At 68.6% G+C, this 14,453-nt stretch carries 18 protein-coding genes; 8 read left to right on the plus strand and 10 right to left on the minus strand.

Features of this window, described 5'->3' with window-relative positions:
• Positions 1-51: 51 nt before the first annotated feature.
• Entirely contained in the window at positions 52-537 is a 486-nt protein-coding gene (locus ADBZ9K_RS14280) for a GtrA family protein (RefSeq protein WP_526621541.1), read from the plus strand.
• A 20-nt stretch (positions 538-557) separates the two neighbouring features.
• Positions 558-947 carry a hypothetical protein gene (locus tag ADBZ9K_RS14285; RefSeq protein WP_526621542.1) on the plus strand — a complete coding sequence of 130 codons (390 nt, stop codon included), beginning with the start codon at positions 558-560 and terminating at the stop codon, positions 945-947.
• Here ADBZ9K_RS14285 and ADBZ9K_RS14290 read toward each other — a convergent pair.
• Genes ADBZ9K_RS14290 through ADBZ9K_RS14300 form a run of 3 tightly spaced genes read right to left on the minus strand, consistent with a single transcriptional unit; the run spans position 944 to position 3,125 of the window.
• Positions 944-1,372: a GNAT family N-acetyltransferase gene (locus ADBZ9K_RS14290; RefSeq protein WP_526622645.1), complete on the minus strand. Its 429-nt coding sequence runs from the start codon at positions 1,370-1,372 to the stop codon at positions 944-946. The genes ADBZ9K_RS14285 and ADBZ9K_RS14290 overlap by 4 nt on opposite strands.
• 47 nt (positions 1,373-1,419) lie before the next feature.
• Positions 1,420-2,517 (minus strand): isochorismate synthase, encoded by a 1,098-nt coding sequence (locus ADBZ9K_RS14295; RefSeq protein ID WP_526621543.1) that lies wholly within the window; start codon positions 2,515-2,517, stop codon positions 1,420-1,422.
• Entirely contained in the window at positions 2,514-3,125 is a 612-nt protein-coding gene (locus tag ADBZ9K_RS14300) for an acid phosphatase (RefSeq protein WP_526621545.1), read from the minus strand. Before ADBZ9K_RS14300 ends, ADBZ9K_RS14295 begins: the two co-directional genes overlap by 4 nt.
• A 71-nt stretch (positions 3,126-3,196) precedes the next feature.
• On the opposite strand from ADBZ9K_RS14300, the gene ADBZ9K_RS14305 reads away from it, so the two are divergent.
• Positions 3,197-4,000, plus strand: coding sequence for a ParA family protein (locus tag ADBZ9K_RS14305; protein WP_526621547.1), 804 nt, complete (start codon positions 3,197-3,199; stop codon positions 3,998-4,000).
• Between the two features lie 5 nt (positions 4,001-4,005).
• On the opposite strand, the gene ADBZ9K_RS14310 is transcribed toward ADBZ9K_RS14305, so the two are convergent.
• Positions 4,006-5,232: an Rv3212 family protein gene (locus ADBZ9K_RS14310; RefSeq protein ID WP_526621549.1), complete on the minus strand. Its 1,227-nt coding sequence runs from the start codon at positions 5,230-5,232 to the stop codon at positions 4,006-4,008.
• A gap of 20 nt (positions 5,233-5,252) precedes the next feature.
• On the minus strand, positions 5,253-6,761 hold the full coding sequence (locus ADBZ9K_RS14315) for a DEAD/DEAH box helicase (RefSeq protein WP_526621551.1): 1,509 nt from the start codon (positions 6,759-6,761) through the stop codon (positions 5,253-5,255).
• A 251-nt stretch (positions 6,762-7,012) separates the two neighbouring features.
• Between ADBZ9K_RS14315 and ADBZ9K_RS14320 the strand changes: the two genes are divergently transcribed.
• On the plus strand, positions 7,013-7,696 hold the full coding sequence (locus ADBZ9K_RS14320; protein WP_526621553.1) for a ferritin-like fold-containing protein: 684 nt from the start codon (positions 7,013-7,015) through the stop codon (positions 7,694-7,696).
• Positions 7,697-7,705: 9 nt separating this feature from the next.
• Here the strand turns inward: ADBZ9K_RS14320 and ADBZ9K_RS14325 are convergent, their stop codons facing one another.
• Positions 7,706-8,275, minus strand: coding sequence for an MmpS family transport accessory protein (locus tag ADBZ9K_RS14325; RefSeq protein ID WP_526621555.1), 570 nt, complete (start codon positions 8,273-8,275; stop codon positions 7,706-7,708).
• Positions 8,276-8,450: 175 nt separating this feature from the next.
• Between ADBZ9K_RS14325 and ADBZ9K_RS14330 the strand changes: the two genes are divergently transcribed.
• On the plus strand, positions 8,451-8,720 hold the full coding sequence (locus tag ADBZ9K_RS14330; protein ID WP_526621557.1) for a DUF3107 family protein: 270 nt from the start codon (positions 8,451-8,453) through the stop codon (positions 8,718-8,720).
• Here the strand turns inward: ADBZ9K_RS14330 and fasR are convergent, their stop codons facing one another.
• A complete protein-coding gene (gene fasR, locus ADBZ9K_RS14335; RefSeq protein ID WP_526621559.1) occupies positions 8,721-9,389 on the minus strand; it encodes an HTH-type transcriptional activator FasR in 669 nt (222 codons plus the stop codon).
• A gap of 163 nt (positions 9,390-9,552) precedes the next feature.
• Between fasR and ADBZ9K_RS14340 the strand changes: the two genes are divergently transcribed.
• The 3 genes from ADBZ9K_RS14340 (at position 9,553) to ADBZ9K_RS14350 (ending at position 12,900) form a co-directional block, all read left to right on the plus strand.
• A complete protein-coding gene (locus tag ADBZ9K_RS14340) occupies positions 9,553-10,596 on the plus strand; it encodes a DUF3152 domain-containing protein (RefSeq protein WP_526621561.1) in 1,044 nt (347 codons plus the stop codon).
• 219 nt (positions 10,597-10,815) lie between these two features.
• A complete protein-coding gene (gene moeZ, locus ADBZ9K_RS14345) occupies positions 10,816-12,009 on the plus strand; it encodes an adenylyltransferase/sulfurtransferase MoeZ (protein ID WP_526621563.1) in 1,194 nt (397 codons plus the stop codon).
• A 36-nt stretch (positions 12,010-12,045) separates the two neighbouring features.
• Complete coding sequence (locus ADBZ9K_RS14350) at positions 12,046-12,900, plus strand: TIGR02569 family protein (protein WP_526621565.1); 855 nt, start codon at positions 12,046-12,048, stop codon at positions 12,898-12,900.
• Here ADBZ9K_RS14350 and ADBZ9K_RS14355 read toward each other — a convergent pair.
• The 3 genes from ADBZ9K_RS14355 to ADBZ9K_RS14365 form a co-directional block, all read right to left on the minus strand.
• On the minus strand, positions 12,897-13,244 hold the full coding sequence (locus tag ADBZ9K_RS14355) for a hypothetical protein (protein ID WP_526621567.1): 348 nt from the start codon (positions 13,242-13,244) through the stop codon (positions 12,897-12,899). The two genes, ADBZ9K_RS14350 and ADBZ9K_RS14355, sit on opposite strands and share 4 nt — an antisense overlap.
• Positions 13,245-13,352: 108 nt before the next feature.
• Complete coding sequence (locus ADBZ9K_RS14360) at positions 13,353-13,649, minus strand: MGMT family protein (protein WP_526621569.1); 297 nt, start codon at positions 13,647-13,649, stop codon at positions 13,353-13,355.
• 2 nt (positions 13,650-13,651) lie between these two features.
• Entirely contained in the window at positions 13,652-14,446 is a 795-nt protein-coding gene (locus tag ADBZ9K_RS14365; RefSeq protein WP_526622647.1) for an alpha/beta fold hydrolase, read from the minus strand.
• Between the last annotated feature and the right edge of the window lie 7 nt (positions 14,447-14,453).

The raw sequence follows: 14,453 nt of genomic DNA on the forward strand, positions 1-14,453 counted from the left end.
GGCATCCGAAGTGTTTGCCTGCTCATCATCAGCGGGTCAGCTGCCGGTGGCATGCTCGCACCCGTGGTGGTGAGGTCGCAGACCGGTCCGGCCAGCACCCTCGGCTGGTTTCACCGAGCGTGTGAGGTGATTGTCGCGCGCCTGCCGTTCGGGTTGAATTCCGTTGTCGCGCCGACATTTCTGGGTTTTGTCATCATCAACTCCGGAACCTTTGCGCTGGATCTGCTGGTTCTGACGCTGCTGCACGGCGGACTGCGAGTGCCGTTCGGGGTGGCGGTGACGGTGGCCTATGGATGTGCATTCGCGGTGAGCTACATCCTCAACCGGGTGGTGAACTTCGAGTCGCACGCCGCAGTCGGACCCCAGCTCGCCGTCTACGTCCTCGTCGTGGTGATCAACTATCTCGCGTTCATCCTCGGGGTCTCCAGCGCGCTGCGGGCGTTGGGCGTGGAATACCACCTGGCCCGGATGGTGGCGGGCGCCTGCGAGGGGATCTACATGTACTGCGCGATGCGGTGGGTGGTGTTCCGGCGCTGATCGGTCGGTACCGTACTGGCGTGACTGATGGCCGACTCCCACCTGTGGTCCGCTACGCCGGTCTGGTGACCGGTGCCGAAGGTGCAGTGGCACTGATCGTGGCCGCGGTGCTGGTGGTGCGCGGTCTCACCGGCGCCGACCAGCAGATCGTCAACGGGTTCGGCACGGCCGCCTGGTTCGCCGTGATGGGGGCCGCGGTGCTGACCGCCGGCTGGGCGCTGGCGACTGGACGGCGCTGGGGCCGCGGTATCACGGTCTTCGCCAACCTGCTGTTGCTGCCGGTGTCTTGGTACATCGTGCGCTCGCACCAGCCGGCCTACGCGCTCGCCCTCGGTGCGGTGGCGGTGGCGGTGCTGGCGTTGTTGTTCAGCCCGCCGGCGGTGCGCTGGGCGTCGCAGTCCGGCGACTAAGCCTCGGCGGCCAGCGCGCCGAGCTTGTCACCGGTCATCCGGTAGGTGATCCACTCCGACATCGGCTTTCCGCCGACACCGTCGTAGAGCGCGATCGCGTTGACGTTCCAGTCCAGCACGGCCCAGCTCAGCCGGCTGTAGCCGTTGTCCACGCACTCCTTGGCCAGGGTGGCCAGCAGCGCGCGGGCCAGACCCCGGCGGCGGAACTTGTCGCGAACGAAGAGGTCCTCCAGATAGACGCCGGCCACGCCGTCCCAGGTGGAGAAGTTGCGGAACCACAGCGCCACCGCAGCGGCCTCACCGTCCACCTCGGCAAGGTGGCAGAAGCCGATCGGATTCTCACCGAAAAGTGCTGCGGAGATTTGGCTTTCGACCACCGTGCATTGGTCGGCGGCGTGCTCGAATTCGGCGAGTTCGCGGATCATCGCGACGATCTCGGCCTCGTCGCCAGGCCTGGCTGGACGGATCACGGTCACTGCTGTACCCCCAATGCCGACAGGATGGTCCGGAATTTCGTTGTCGTCTCGGCGACTTCGTCATCAGGATCGGATTCGGCGACGATACCGCCCCCCGCCAGCGCCAGTGCGCTGCGGCGGTCGGCGGACAGCTGCGCGCCGCGGATCGCCACCACCCAGCGGCCGTCCCCCCGCGCATCGCACCACCCCACCGCGCCAGCGTAGAAGCCGCGATCGCCCTCCAGCCGTCCGATCAGGTCGACGGCAGCTCCCGTCGGCACCCCGCCCACCGCCGGGGTGGGATGCAGCGCCATCGCCAAATCTATTGCGGTCGTTGAGGTGTCGCGCAATCGTCCCCGGATCGGGGTGGACAGGTGCCACAGCGCGGCGGTGCGGCTGAGTTGCGGTTCAGCGGCCACCTCGAGTTCGGTGCATAGCGGTTCCAGTGCGGTGCGCATGGTGTCGACGACCAGCTGGTGTTCGTGCCGGTTCTTGCCGGACGCGGCCAGCGCCGCGCCGTTGGCGGCGTCGGTGTCCGGGTCCGGCGAGCGCGGCGCCGACCCGGCGAACGGCTGGCAACTGACCACCTCACCGCAGCGCGCGACCAGCAACTCGGGGCTGGCGCCGACCAGCGCCGTCCCGGTGTAGGTGCCGCCGGCCGGCGTCAGGTCGGCGAAGTAGGCGGTGGCCTCGGCGTCGTCGGCGACCAGCCGGGTCAGGATCGTCCGCTCGTCGAGCCGGGCGTCGGCGACCAATTGCAGTGCGCGCGCCAAAACCACCTTCTGCAAAGCATTTTCGGGGTCGGCCAGCTGGCCTAGGGCAGCCCGGATGCGGGCACGGTGATCCTCAGGGGTCGGCAGCATCGAAGCGATCCGGACCGCCGGCAGCTCCGGTGTCGGCCAGGACGGCAGCGTGCCGGTGAACCGCGCCGAGGACGGCGTCAGCAGCGCCGCCGCGCCCCGGATGTCGAAGGGCAGGGCGCCGACCACCAGGTCCGCGGTGCCGTCAGCCAGCGCCGCCGCCGCCGCGGCGACATTGTCATAGGCCGCCCGGATCCCGTCGGCTACGACCGTCTCGGCGGGCCCGCTCAGCACGAACGACGGACGGCCCGTCACGTCCCGGTGACCGGCTCGCGGTGGCTGGTCATGCCCAGCGCCGAGAGCTGCCGCAGTCCGTACTCGAATCCGCACACCGCCACCGACGCCGCCCCGAACCCGTAGCGCGCGCCCTCGCGCAGCGGCTGCTCCACCCACCGGGTGACCACCGAGCGGGAGAAGTGGCCGTGTCCGACGAACACCACGTCACGGTCGGCCATGTGCTCCAGCGCGGTGGAAACGGCCTGGTCGGCGCGCATGCTGACCTGGTCGACGCTCTCCCCGCCCGGGCAGCCGTACGTCCACAGCAGCCAGCCAGGCGTTTCGGTGCGGATCTGGTGGGTGGTCAGGCCTTCGTAGTCGCCGTAGTCCCATTCGGCCAGCAGCGGGGAGACCTCGTCGACGGTCAGCCCGGCCAGCTCGGCGGTGACCAGGGCCCGCTTGCGCGGGCTGCTGATCACCAGTGGGTTGTCCAGGTCGAGGTGCTCGAGCGTCAGGGCGGCCCGTTCGGCCTGCTCTCGCCCGCTTTCGGTGAGGTCGAGGTCGGTGCGGCTGGTGTGCTTGCGGTCCCTGGACCATTCGGTTTCACCATGTCGAAGCAGGACCAGCCGATGGGTGCCGACGCTCACGTCCACCTATTGTGCCCGATGACCAGGCGCGGCACGCCAGGCGGGAGGCATCTCGGCAGAAACCTGCAAGGATGGAGCTCGTGACCCGAGTACTCGCGGTGGCCAATCAGAAGGGTGGGGTGGCCAAGACGACTACGGTCGCATCTCTGGGGGCGGCTTTCGTCGATGCGGGCAAGCGTGTCCTGCTCGTCGATCTCGACCCACAGGGCTGCCTCACGTTCTCGCTGGGCGCCGACCCCGACAAGCTGCCGGTTTCCATCCACGAAGTGCTGCTCGGCGACGTCGAGCCCGGCGCGGCACTGGTCAGCACGGCCGAAGGCATGACGCTGTTGCCGGCCAACATCGACCTGGCCGGTGCCGAGGCCATGCTGCTGATGCGGGCCGGACGCGAGTACGCGTTGAAGCGGGCGCTGGCCAAGCTGGCCGACGACTTCGACGTCGTGCTGATCGACTGCCCGCCGTCGCTGGGGGTGCTCACCCTCAACGGGCTGACCGCGGCCGACGAGGTGATTGTGCCCCTGCAGTGCGAGACGCTCGCACACCGCGGGGTGGGCCAGTTCCTGCGCACGGTGGCCGACGTCCAGCAGATCACCAACCCCGACCTCAAGCTGCTGGGCGCGCTGCCCACGCTGTACGACTCGCGCACCACACACAGCCGTGACGTGCTGCTCGACGTGGCTGACCGCTACGGACTGCCGGTGCTGTCCCCGCCGATCCCGCGGACGGTGCGCTTCGCCGAGGCCAGCGCGTCGGGGGCGTCGGTGCTGTCGGGCCGGAAGAACAAGGGTGGCACGGCGTATCGCGAGCTCGCCGATTCCCTGCTCAAGCACTGGAAGTCGGGCAAGGCGCTGCCGACGTTCGCCCCGGAGGTCTAGCCCAGTCAGGGCTTGCCGAACGCGACCACCGTGTCGCCGCGTTGCTCGATCACGGTCGAGCCGCTGACGGTCGGCACCACCGGTCCCTGCCCGGCCGGGTGGTTCACGGCGATGACCCGCTCGTTGGTGCCCTTGGCCGGGTCGTACACCCCGATGCCGGTGCTCAGCGGAATGAGCAGCCGTCCGGCCATCATCGCGCCCGGTCCCGCCGGGCCGACCGGGCCGGCCGCTTCGATCGTGTAGCGGTAGCTCAGCCTGCCGTCGAAGACCTCCACGCTGTCCCCGGTCCACCAGGTGAACATGTCACCGGCGCGCGTCACCGCCTGCGCGGGGTTGGCCAGCACCGGCGCCTTCTTGAGCAGCGTGCTCGACACCTTGTTGCCGGTGTCGTCGTAGACGGCGATCTCGGGGCGCGGCGACGGCAGGTACACCGCGGTCGTCGTGCCGGACACGGCTAGCACCCTGGCCTCGGAATCGCTGGCCACACCGGGCAGTGGCACATTCTTGGTGTCCGGTTCGTCTTCTTCCTTGGCCGGCCGCAGCAGGGTCAGACGCAGGTCCTTCTGGTCCCGGCAGGCTTCCAGAACCGAGACCGCCTCGTCGCTGGCTGCCGCCGACATCAGCGTGCAGCCCGCGCCGAGACCCTGATTGACGGGCTTCACCCGCGCATCGATCTCGCCGTAGGACAGCATCCGCACCAGATCCGAGCGCCACAGCTCCAGGCGAGTGGGCCCGGCCGAGAGGATGGCGCTGCCGTTGGAGCTGAGCACAACCCGCTTGTCGGCGTAGGCGGTGCGAGTGGGCCCGCGCCGACCGGTACCGCCGTTGATGCTGCTGACCTGCCCACAGCCGCGCACGTCGGGGTAGACCGCGACGGCGAGGTCGTAGACGTAGGACACCCCGCAGAGGTCGAGGTCACGGGCGAAGGTCCAGCGGTTCTGCCCGGTCTGCGGGTCATGGCCCTCGACGGTGTGTCCGTCGCCGGTCACCACGGTGCCGCCGACGACGATCGGGCTCAGCGTCCTGGGGCTGGCGGCGGTCCACAGCTGGCGCAGCGTGTCTGGGACCGTCCGTGCCGGAACCGGGTTGGGCGCGGGTGTGGTGGCCGGGCGGCTGATCGTGGCCCGCGCGGAACTGTTCCACCAGAACAGGGCGGCAATAACGGCCACCACAAGCGCGATCGTCGCAGCGGCGACGAGGTCGCCCTTGGTGCGGCGCTCAGGTCTGACCATCTGGGCGACGATAGCGGTCGTCAGCCAGCGGTTGCGGGCGCCTCGGCCGCGTTGCCCGGGCGACGCCGCCGGCGGCGCTTGCGGGCCGGGCTGGCGTCGCCGCCGTCGGCCGGCTTGGCGTTGTCACTGTTGGCGGCCGACTCGGACGGCGTCTCGACGTGTCCGGTGCCGCCCTGGCCGGAGCGGGTGCGACGACGGGACCGGGTGCGGGTGGGGCGTTCCCGATCGGAGTCCTTGGAGCTGATGCGGGTTCCGGGTTGACCCTTGGGGGCCTGCGGCGACTTGCGCGGGCCGCCGACGGTGCCGCCGGCATCGGTGGGGATGCCCAGTTCTTCGTAGAAGTGCGGCGAATTGGAGTAGGTCTCCGCGGGATCGGCGCAATCGAGCTTGAGCGCGGTGTTGATCATCGACCAGCGGTCCAGTTCGTCCCAGTCGACCAGGGTGATCGCGATGCCGGTCTTACCGGCCCGACCGGTGCGGCCGATGCGGTGCACGTAGGCCTGCTCGTCCTCGGGGATCTGGTAGTTGATGACGTGGGTGATGTCATCGATATCGATACCGCGGGCCGCGACATCGGTGGCGACGAGCACGTCGACGTCACCGGCGCGGAACGCCTTGAGTGCCTTCTCGCGGGCGATCTGACCCAGGTCGCCGTGCACCGCGCCGACCTTGAAGCCGCGCTCGGCGAGTTCGTCGGCCACCTTCTGGGCGGTGCGCTTGGTGCGGGTGAAGATCATCGTCGCGCCGCGGCCCTCGGCCTGCAGAATTCGCGCGACCATCTCGACCTTGTCCAGAGCATGCGCGCGGTAGACGAACTGTTCGGTGGTGTCGTGGGTGGCCGCGCCTTGCACGCCCTCGGCCCGGATGTGGGTGGGCTGGTTCATGAACGTCCGGGCCAGCGTGATGATCGGGTCCGGCATGGTCGCCGAGAACAGCATCGCCTGACGCTCGGTCGGGATCTGCTTGAGGATCCGCTCGATGTCGGGCAGGAAGCCCAGGTCGAGCATCTCGTCGGCCTCGTCGAGCACCAGCACTGACAGGCCGCCGAGCTGCAGGTGGCCCTGCTGGGCGAGGTCGAGCAAGCGGCCCGGAGTGCCGACGACGACGTCGACGCCCTTCTGGAGCGCCTCGATCTGCGGTTCGTACGGGCGGCCGCCGTAGATGGCGGTGACGGTCAGCTTGCGGGATTCATCGGCCTTCAGGTACTTCGATGCGGCGACGAGGTCGCCGTGGACCTGCAGACACAGCTCGCGGGTGGGCACCACGACCAGCGCGCGCGGCGTTCCGGTCAGCGGTCGCGTGGGGTCGGTGGTGATGCGGTGCAGCAGCGGCACACCGAAGGCGAGGGTCTTGCCCATGCCGGTGCGGGCCTGGCCGATCAGGTCGTCGCCCGCCAGCGCCATCGGCAGGGTCTGCTCCTGGATGGCGAAGGCGAATTCCTTGCCCTCTTCGGACAGTGCGCGGACGATCTCGTCACGTACTCCGAGCTGGGCGAATGAAATCTGAGGATGGATTGTCAGTGGGGTCATGTGGTGGCGTTGCGCCTTCCGTAGTCGGTCCTCGAATGCGTTGTCACGCGCGCACGAGTTCTGACTTCGCCAATGGAGTCGGTGCCATCGTTTCGATGCCCCGATTCGCCGGGCCCTGCACTGAGGGAGCGGGCCCACTGCATGCACGCACATTTCCTTGACCACGCCTCACGGCGTTCGTCAGACCTCATCATAGCTGGTCGAGGTTGCTGGGACGGAGCGGCGCCCCGCCCGGGACTACAGTGACGGCCATGACGGCCCCCCAGCCCGCTTCGGAGTCAACGGCGCGGATCACCGCCGACCACCCCGGCGTCAACGAGTTGTTCGCGCTGCTGGCCTACGGCGAGGTCGCCGCGTTCTACCGGCTTACCGAGGAAGCGCGGATGGCTCCGGACCTGCGCGGCCGGATCAACATGGCGAGCATGGCCGCCGCCGAGATGGCGCATTACGAGCTGCTGCGCGAGGCGCTGGAAGCGCGCGGTGTCGACGTCGTCCCGGCGATGACACGGTATGCGTCGGCGCTGGAGAACTACCACCGGCTGACGACGCCGAGCACCTGGCTCGAGGCGTTGGTCAAGACGTATGTCGGCGACGCGCTCGCGGCGGACTTCTACCTCGAGATCGCCGACGTGCTGCCCGACGAGGTGGCCTCGGTGGTGCGCGGGGTGCTCTCCGAGACCGGGCACTCGCAGTTCGTGGTCGCCGAGGTTCGCAAGGCCGTGACCAGCAGTGGACGCCAGCGCAGCCGGTTGGCGCTGTGGTCGCGCCGACTGCTCGGGGAGGCGATCACCCAGGCCCAGTACGTGCTGGCCGAGCGTGACGAACTGGTCGACCTGGTGCTGGCCGGCCCGGGTGGCCTCGGGCAGGTCGCCGACTTCTTCGACCGGCTGCAGCGCACGCACGCCGACCGGATGCGCCAGCTCGGCTTGGCCTGACGCAGCAGGTCAGCGGTTGCAGGTCGCGGCGATGGTGTTGTCGGTTTGCGCGGCGACGGTCGTTCCGCTGGCGTCGGTGATCCAGCAGTTCAGCTGGCTTCCGCCGCTGCTTGCCGTGACGTAGTTGACCGGGACATTCGGAACGACCGTCAGCCGCCAGGGCAGCGAGACGTTCACGACGGTCTGCAACGCCCCGGCCTCGTCGGCGTAGACGATGGTGACCGGGTCATCGGGCCGTTGGTTACCGGCGACGGTGTAGACGACCTGACGGGGGTCGACCAGCGGTTGGGCCAGGGGCGCGACGGCGGATCCCGGTGGCGGGACCATGACCGGAGTTTCGACCGGCAGGCCCGGCACGGTCACGGTGACGGGCGCGGCCGGCGGGGTCGAGGTCCAGGGACCGGGGGTGGCGACCACGGTCCGGTGCGGGGCAGGAGTGCCCGAATCGGCGATGGTGGTGGCGGCGTCTCCGGTCCGCACGACCAGAGTCGTCGCGGAGGCGGCGACGAGCACACCCGCCGTGGTCAGGGCCACCCGAGGCCACTGCACCAGCCCCCGACGACGCTTCTTGTCGCTCACGGGGTAAGGCTATGGAAGTCTGCGGCGCTGCCACGGCGCGCCGCGCCTGCTCGTTGCCATGCTGTTACCGCAGCTTGACGCCCTATTCGCTAAACGCGAACGGCTGGCCGTAACCGAGCGGTCAGGCGTCCACTAGCCTTCTTGGGTATTGCGCAGACGAACGGAAGGGTCCAGCGTGGAGGTCAAGATCGGTGTCTCGGACAGCCCGCGTGAACTGGTGTTCACCAGCTCCCAGACGGCCAGCGAGGTCGAAGAGCTGGTGACGTCGGCACTGGCGGAGGGCGGCTCGGGCGTGCTGAGCCTCACGGATGACAAGGGACGCCGCTTCCTGGTGCAGACCAGCAAGATCAGCTACGTCGAGATTGGCGTGTCCGATGTGCGCCGAGTGGGATTCGGAATCGCAGCGGGACCGGCGGCCGCGGCAGGAACAGCCGGGGCCAAGTAGTCAGGAGCGGGTCAGCGGGACGTGTGAGAGTCCGCCCCAGGCGAACTGCACCGTCCCGTCGACCGCGTCTTCTTTGGAGATCGGGCGGTCGGCGTCCAGCCAGTAGCGCGCGCAGTCGACGCTGATGCCCACCAGCCCGACCGCGATCATCCGCGCACGGTGTGGATCGAGCCCGGAATCGCGGCTGATCAGGTCGAACACCGCGTCGGTGCACGCCTCGGTGGCGACCTTCACCTGGACGGCGACCTGAGGTTCGGTGACGTAGTCGTTCTCGAAGATGAGCCGGTAGCCCTGGCCGTCGTGTTCGATGAAATCGAAGAAGGCCTGTACGGCCGCGCGCAGCCGCTGGCGGTTGTCGGTGGTGGTGCGCAGGGCCTGACGGACCCCGGAGACCAGGTTGTCGACGTGGCGTTGCAGCACGGCCAGGTACAGCTCGAGCTTGCTTGCAAAGTGTTGGTAGAGAACGGGTTTGCTCACACCGGCCCGGTCGGCGATCTCGTCCATACCGGCGGCGTGGTATCCGCGGTCAACGAAGACTTCACTGGCGGCGGCCAATAGCTGACCCCGTCGCTCATCGCGCGGCAACCGGCTTCCGCGCCGGTTAGCGGGACGATCGCCATTGGCTGATCGAGCGGACTTCCGCTCGGCCGTGTCGGCGACATCGCTCATCAGGTCCTCAATCTGGTGGTCTGGCCGGGCGGCGCCGTACGCGCTTCCAGCCTCGTCGCACCGACACTACTACCCGCTGCTGGTTACTCGCCCGTAGCCGACGCGTGGGCCGGTACTGGCGCGCCGGGAGTCGGCCACCTCCTGGTTGTGCCATCCTGGGTCGGTGACCTACGACCCGGGGCACCGCGGGGGCGGTCGTGTGCCGGTGCTGCGCAATGAGTGGCGTGAGCCGCTGCGCGCCCAGCGCGACCCGTTGGCGGTCGAAGCGGGCCGGGCCAGATCCAATCGCGACAACCGCCGCCAGTGGCGCAAGCAGACCTGGCTGGGCCGGTTCGTCTCGACCTACGGCTGGCGCGCCTACGCGCTGCCGGTACTGGTGGTGCTCACCGGGGTCGTGCTGTACCAAACCATCACCGGTACCGCCGCACCGGCGCCGCACAGCAGCGCCCACGATGCTGTGCAGGGCCCGCCGACCATCGGTTCCAGCGGCACCTCGATCATCGGTGCCCCGCCGCGCGGGCTGACCGAATTCGACGCCAACTTGCCGACCGGGATCCTGCCCGACGGTGGGTCGTTCACCGAGGCGGGGGCCAAGACGTGGCACATCGTGCCTGGCACGACACCGAAGGTCGGGGAAGGCACCGCCAAGACGTTCACCTACACCGTCGAGGTCGAGGACGGGATCGATACCGCGCCGTTCGGCGGTGACGAGGGGTTCGCCCGGATGGTCGCCGAGACGTTGGGCAACCCGAAGAGCTGGATCCACAATCCGCAGTTCGCCTTCCAACGCATCGATGCCAGCAGCCCGGACGTCAAGCCCGATTTCCGGGTGTCGCTGACCTCGCCGATGACGGTGCGCGAAGGCTGTGGGTACGAGATCCCGATCGAGTCGTCCTGCTACAACCCGGCCTACGGGCCGGATGCTCAGCCGAGGGTGTTCATCAACGAGGCGCGTTGGGTGCGCGGGGCGGTGCCCTTCCAGGGCGACATCGGCTCTTACCGGCAGTATCTGATCAACCACGAGGTCGGCCATGCGATCGGTTATCAGCATCACGAGCCGTGCGACGAGAACGGCGGCCTTGCCCCGGTGATGATGCAGCAGACGTTCTCCACCTCCGACGACGACGCGTCGCGGTTCGACCCTGAGTACGTCAAGCCCGACGGCAAGACCTGCCGGTTCAACCCGTGGCCGTATCCGATCGCCTAGGTCTCGGCACTTCGGCGACGGTGCCCGGCCGCTGGGTCTCCGCAGCCATCGATTCAGAACTCAGCGCGACTACGAGGCGCACACGCTCGCTCTGAGTTCTGAATCGACAGCTCTGCGTCACCGCTCGGCGGTGTCTGAGGGAAGGTTCGGCGGCTTTTTGCCGTTGCTGTACCTACCTGCTGAGATGGGTGGGGAACGTCGCAACCCGAGGAGTAACCGGTGCCGTCACCGTTGCCGCCGCTGGTCGAGCCAGCCGCCGAACTCACCCGTGAAGAGGTGGCTCGCTACAGCCGCCACCTGATCATTCCGGACCTCGGGGTGGACGGGCAGAAACGCCTCAAGAACGCCAAGGTGCTGGTGATTGGTGCCGGTGGCCTGGGCTCACCGACCCTGCTGTACCTGGCCGCGGCTGGCGTCGGCACCATCGGCATCGTCGAGTTCGACGTGGTCGACGAATCCAACCTGCAGCGCCAGATCATTCACGGCCAATCCGATATCGGCCGATCGAAGGCCGAGAGCGCCCGCGACTCCGTCCTCGAGGTCAATCCGCTGGTCGCCGTGCGGCTGCACGAACTGCGGTTGGAGCCCGACAATGCGGTGGGCCTGTTCGAGCAGTACGACCTGATCATCGACGGCACCGACAACTTCGCCACCCGCTACCTGGTCAACGATGCCGCAGTACTGGCACATAAGCCCTACGTGTGGGGTTCGATCTACCGCTTCGAGGGCCAGGCCTCGGTGTTCTGGGAGGACGCCCCCGCCGATGAGGGCGGCAAAGAACGGGGCCTGAACTATCGCGACCTCTACCCCGAACCGCCGCCGCCTGGGATGGTGCCGTCCTGCGCCGAAGGCGGCGTCCTGGGAATCCTGTGTGCCTCGATCGCCGCCATCATGGGAACCGAGGCGATCAAGCTGATCACCGGCATCGGCGAGACCCTGCTGGGCCGGCTGATGGTCTACGACGCCCTCGACATGACCTACCGCACGATCAGGATCCGCAAGGATCCCGAGACCCCGACGATCACCGGACTCATCGACTACGACGCGTTCTGCGGCGTGGTCTCCCAGGCCGCCGCCGACGCGGCTCAGGACTCCACCGTGACGCCGGCGGAGCTGCAGGATCTGCTCGTGTCGGGCAAAAAGGTGGCGCTCATCGACGTGCGCGAGCCGGTGGAGTGGGAGATCAACCACATCACCGGCGCCGAACTGATCCCCAAGTCGGTCATCGAGTCGGGCGAGGGGCTGGCCAGGTTCCCGCAGGACCGCATCCCGGTGCTGTACTGCAAGACCGGTGTGCGGTCGGCGGAGGCCTTGGCGGCGGTCAAGAAAGCCGGTTTCTCCGACGCGCTGCACCTGCAGGGCGGGATTGTCGCCTGGGCCAAGCAACTCGATCCCGACATGGTCATGTACTGACGGCGTGCACGCGCCGGGACACCTTAGGCTGACGGGGTGATCGATGAGCGCCCGCCTGTGCACGTATTGGCGGCATTCGGTCTCAAGGGTGCCGATCCCGAGCCGCTGGGCGAGGGCTGGGAGGGCAGCTGGCGCTGCGGCGAGGTCGTGCTGTCGATGATCGCCGACCATGCGCGCGCCGCCTGGTCGGCGAAGGTTCGGGAGACGTTGTTCGTCGACGGGGTGCGGTTGGCCCGGCCCGTCCGCTCCACCGACGGACGTTATGTGGTGTCGGGTTGGCGGGCAGATACATTCGTGGCGGGTACGCCCGAGCCCCGTCATGACGAGGTCGTCTCGGCGGGGGTGCGCTTGCACGAGGCCACCGCCAAACTCGAACGGCCCCGGTTTCTCACGCAGCCGCCGGTGGCTCCGTGGAGTGATGTCGACGTGTTCACCGCTGCCGACCGTGCGGCCTGGGAGGAGCGTCCGCTGCATTCGTTGCCACCGGGCGCGCACGTGTCGCCCGGCTCGGCCGATGGTGAGCGCTCGGTGGACCTCATCAATCAGCTTGCCGGGTTGCGCAGGCCGACTAAGAGTCCTAACCAGCTGGTGCACGGTGACCTGTACGGTGCGGTGTTGTTCTCCGGCACCGCGGCCCCGGGCATCACCGATATCACGCCCTATTGGCGGCCGGCGTCGTGGGCTGCCGGCGTGGTCGTGGTCGACGCGCTGGCTTGGGGTGAGGCCGACGACGGGCTCATCGAGCGCTGGGAGGCGCTACCGGAATGGCCGCAGATGTTGTTGCGGGCGTTGATGTTCCGGTTGGCCGTGCATGCCTTGCACCCGCGGTCGACGGCGGCGGCCTTCCCGGGCCTGGCGCGCACCGCGGCGCTGATCCGCCTCGTTCTCTAGTGGGAGTAGTGGTAGTGGTAGTAGGCGGGCTTCTCCACGCCTGAACCCCAGTACATGGTCGGGTGGCTGGGGGTGGAGTGATAGTACGAGGTCTGCTGGTAGGAGGGGTAGAAGCGCCAAGGAGCGGCACCCGAGTAGCCCCGTGTGTCGGTGACAAGACTGGCCCGTGCGACGTGCGCGACAGCCGCATGCCCCTCGGTATCGGACGAGGTAACTCTGGGCTTGGCGCTCGCCGAGGCTGAACCGCCGACGGCTCCGATCAGGCCTGGGAGTACCGCAGCGACGGCTGTCGCCGTTAGCGCGCGGCGCAACCAGAGGGAACGCGACCCCACGACTACCGTCATCTCACTCCACATCATTATTTGCTGCTCGGCGTTTGCCAGCACGCAATATACGCCATCCACTGCCGGCCGGCTGAGTCGACCATCGAGCCGGCCCATCTATTTCGACGGCTACAACGCGTGTCGCGCCCGAGCTAGATCGATCTTGCCGCCGTTTGCCAACACTCCCTCGGCGCGGAGTAATTCGAGCTGGCGGGTGGCCAGGTGCGGGGCCGGGCGTCCAGATGCCGGGATCACCCGATGCCACGGTAGGTCCGAGGAATCGGTGCGCATGATCCAGCCGACGATCCGCGGGCTGGAAAGCTCGGCGGCTGAGGCGATGTCGCCGTAGGTGGCGACCCGGCCGGCCGGTATCGACGCCACCAACCGCCGCACCGCCTCCACCTGAGCGTCGGTGACCGGGGCCATCGCTAGCGGCTCCCGAGCATGTCCCGGATGATGGTGGCTGTCTCGCCCGGCTTGGCGTTGGGAACCATGTGCTGGCAGGCGAAGTCGACCAGGGTGAAGTCCGACCCCAGGCGAGCCGACAACCCATCGATCAACTCCGTGCTGACATAGGGCGGCGAGGTCCACTCGGCCCGCACCAGCGTGGTCGGGGTTCCCCGGCGCGGCAGCACGATATCGCGGGCCAGTTCGCTCCAGTACGACATCATCGCCGGCACGCTGATCCGCCAGCCGTAGCGGCCTCCTGGTAGGGCGAGCAGGTGTTCGTCGAGATCGTCGTCGAGCTCGGCCGGGGAGACGTCGGACCACGAGCCGGTGAGCTTCTCGGTGCGTGCCTCGTCCCGGTCGGTGTAGTCCGGTGAGGCCAGCATGGCCTCGGCGATCTCGCGCATCCACTGGCCGTCCAGGCCGACCGCGGGATCCAGCAGCACCAGTCCGGACACCAGGTCTGGGCACGCCGCCGCGAGGTGCAGGGCGATTGCCCCACCGAACGAGTGCCCCACCACCAGCACCGGGCCGTGGGCCTGGTCCTCCAGCAGGGACGCCAGCGCGGCCACATTGGCGTCGATCGTCCACGGCGCGGCCCACGACGAGCGGCCGTGGCCCAGTAGATCGGGTGCGGCGACGGCGATTTCGGGCAGGTGGACGGTGGACAGCGTGCGCCAGCGCCGGCCGTGGCCGGTCAGTCCGTGGATAGCCAGGACCTGCACGGGTCCTGGCGGGCCGTAGCGGTGCAGGTGAAGTGCGTGCGTCACGGGCATCATGCTG

This window comes from Mycobacterium sp. (genome assembly GCF_965229265.1).
GTDB lineage: Bacteria > Actinomycetota > Actinomycetes > Mycobacteriales > Mycobacteriaceae > Mycobacterium.

Coding starts and splice junctions, on each gene's coding strand:
- ADBZ9K_RS14280 (WP_526621541.1), top strand. CDS start 52: ATGCTCGCACCCGTGGTGGTGAGGTCGCAGACCGGTCCGGCCAGCACC.
- ADBZ9K_RS14290 (WP_526622645.1), bottom strand. CDS start 1,372: ATGATCCGCGAACTCGCCGAATTCGAGCACGCCGCCGACCAATGCACG.
- ADBZ9K_RS14305 (WP_526621547.1), top strand. CDS start 3,197: ATGGAGCTCGTGACCCGAGTACTCGCGGTGGCCAATCAGAAGGGTGGG.
- ADBZ9K_RS14310 (WP_526621549.1), bottom strand. CDS start 5,232: ATGGTCAGACCTGAGCGCCGCACCAAGGGCGACCTCGTCGCCGCTGCG.
- ADBZ9K_RS14315 (WP_526621551.1), bottom strand. CDS start 6,761: ATGACCCCACTGACAATCCATCCTCAGATTTCATTCGCCCAGCTCGGA.
- ADBZ9K_RS14320 (WP_526621553.1), top strand. CDS start 7,013: ATGACGGCCCCCCAGCCCGCTTCGGAGTCAACGGCGCGGATCACCGCC.
- fasR (WP_526621559.1), bottom strand. CDS start 9,389: ATGAGCGATGTCGCCGACACGGCCGAGCGGAAGTCCGCTCGATCAGCC.
- ADBZ9K_RS14355 (WP_526621567.1), bottom strand. CDS start 13,244: ATGACGGTAGTCGTGGGGTCGCGTTCCCTCTGGTTGCGCCGCGCGCTA.
- ADBZ9K_RS14360 (WP_526621569.1), bottom strand. CDS start 13,649: ATGGCCCCGGTCACCGACGCTCAGGTGGAGGCGGTGCGGCGGTTGGTG.
- ADBZ9K_RS14365 (WP_526622647.1), bottom strand. CDS start 14,446: ATGCCCGTGACGCACGCACTTCACCTGCACCGCTACGGCCCGCCAGGA.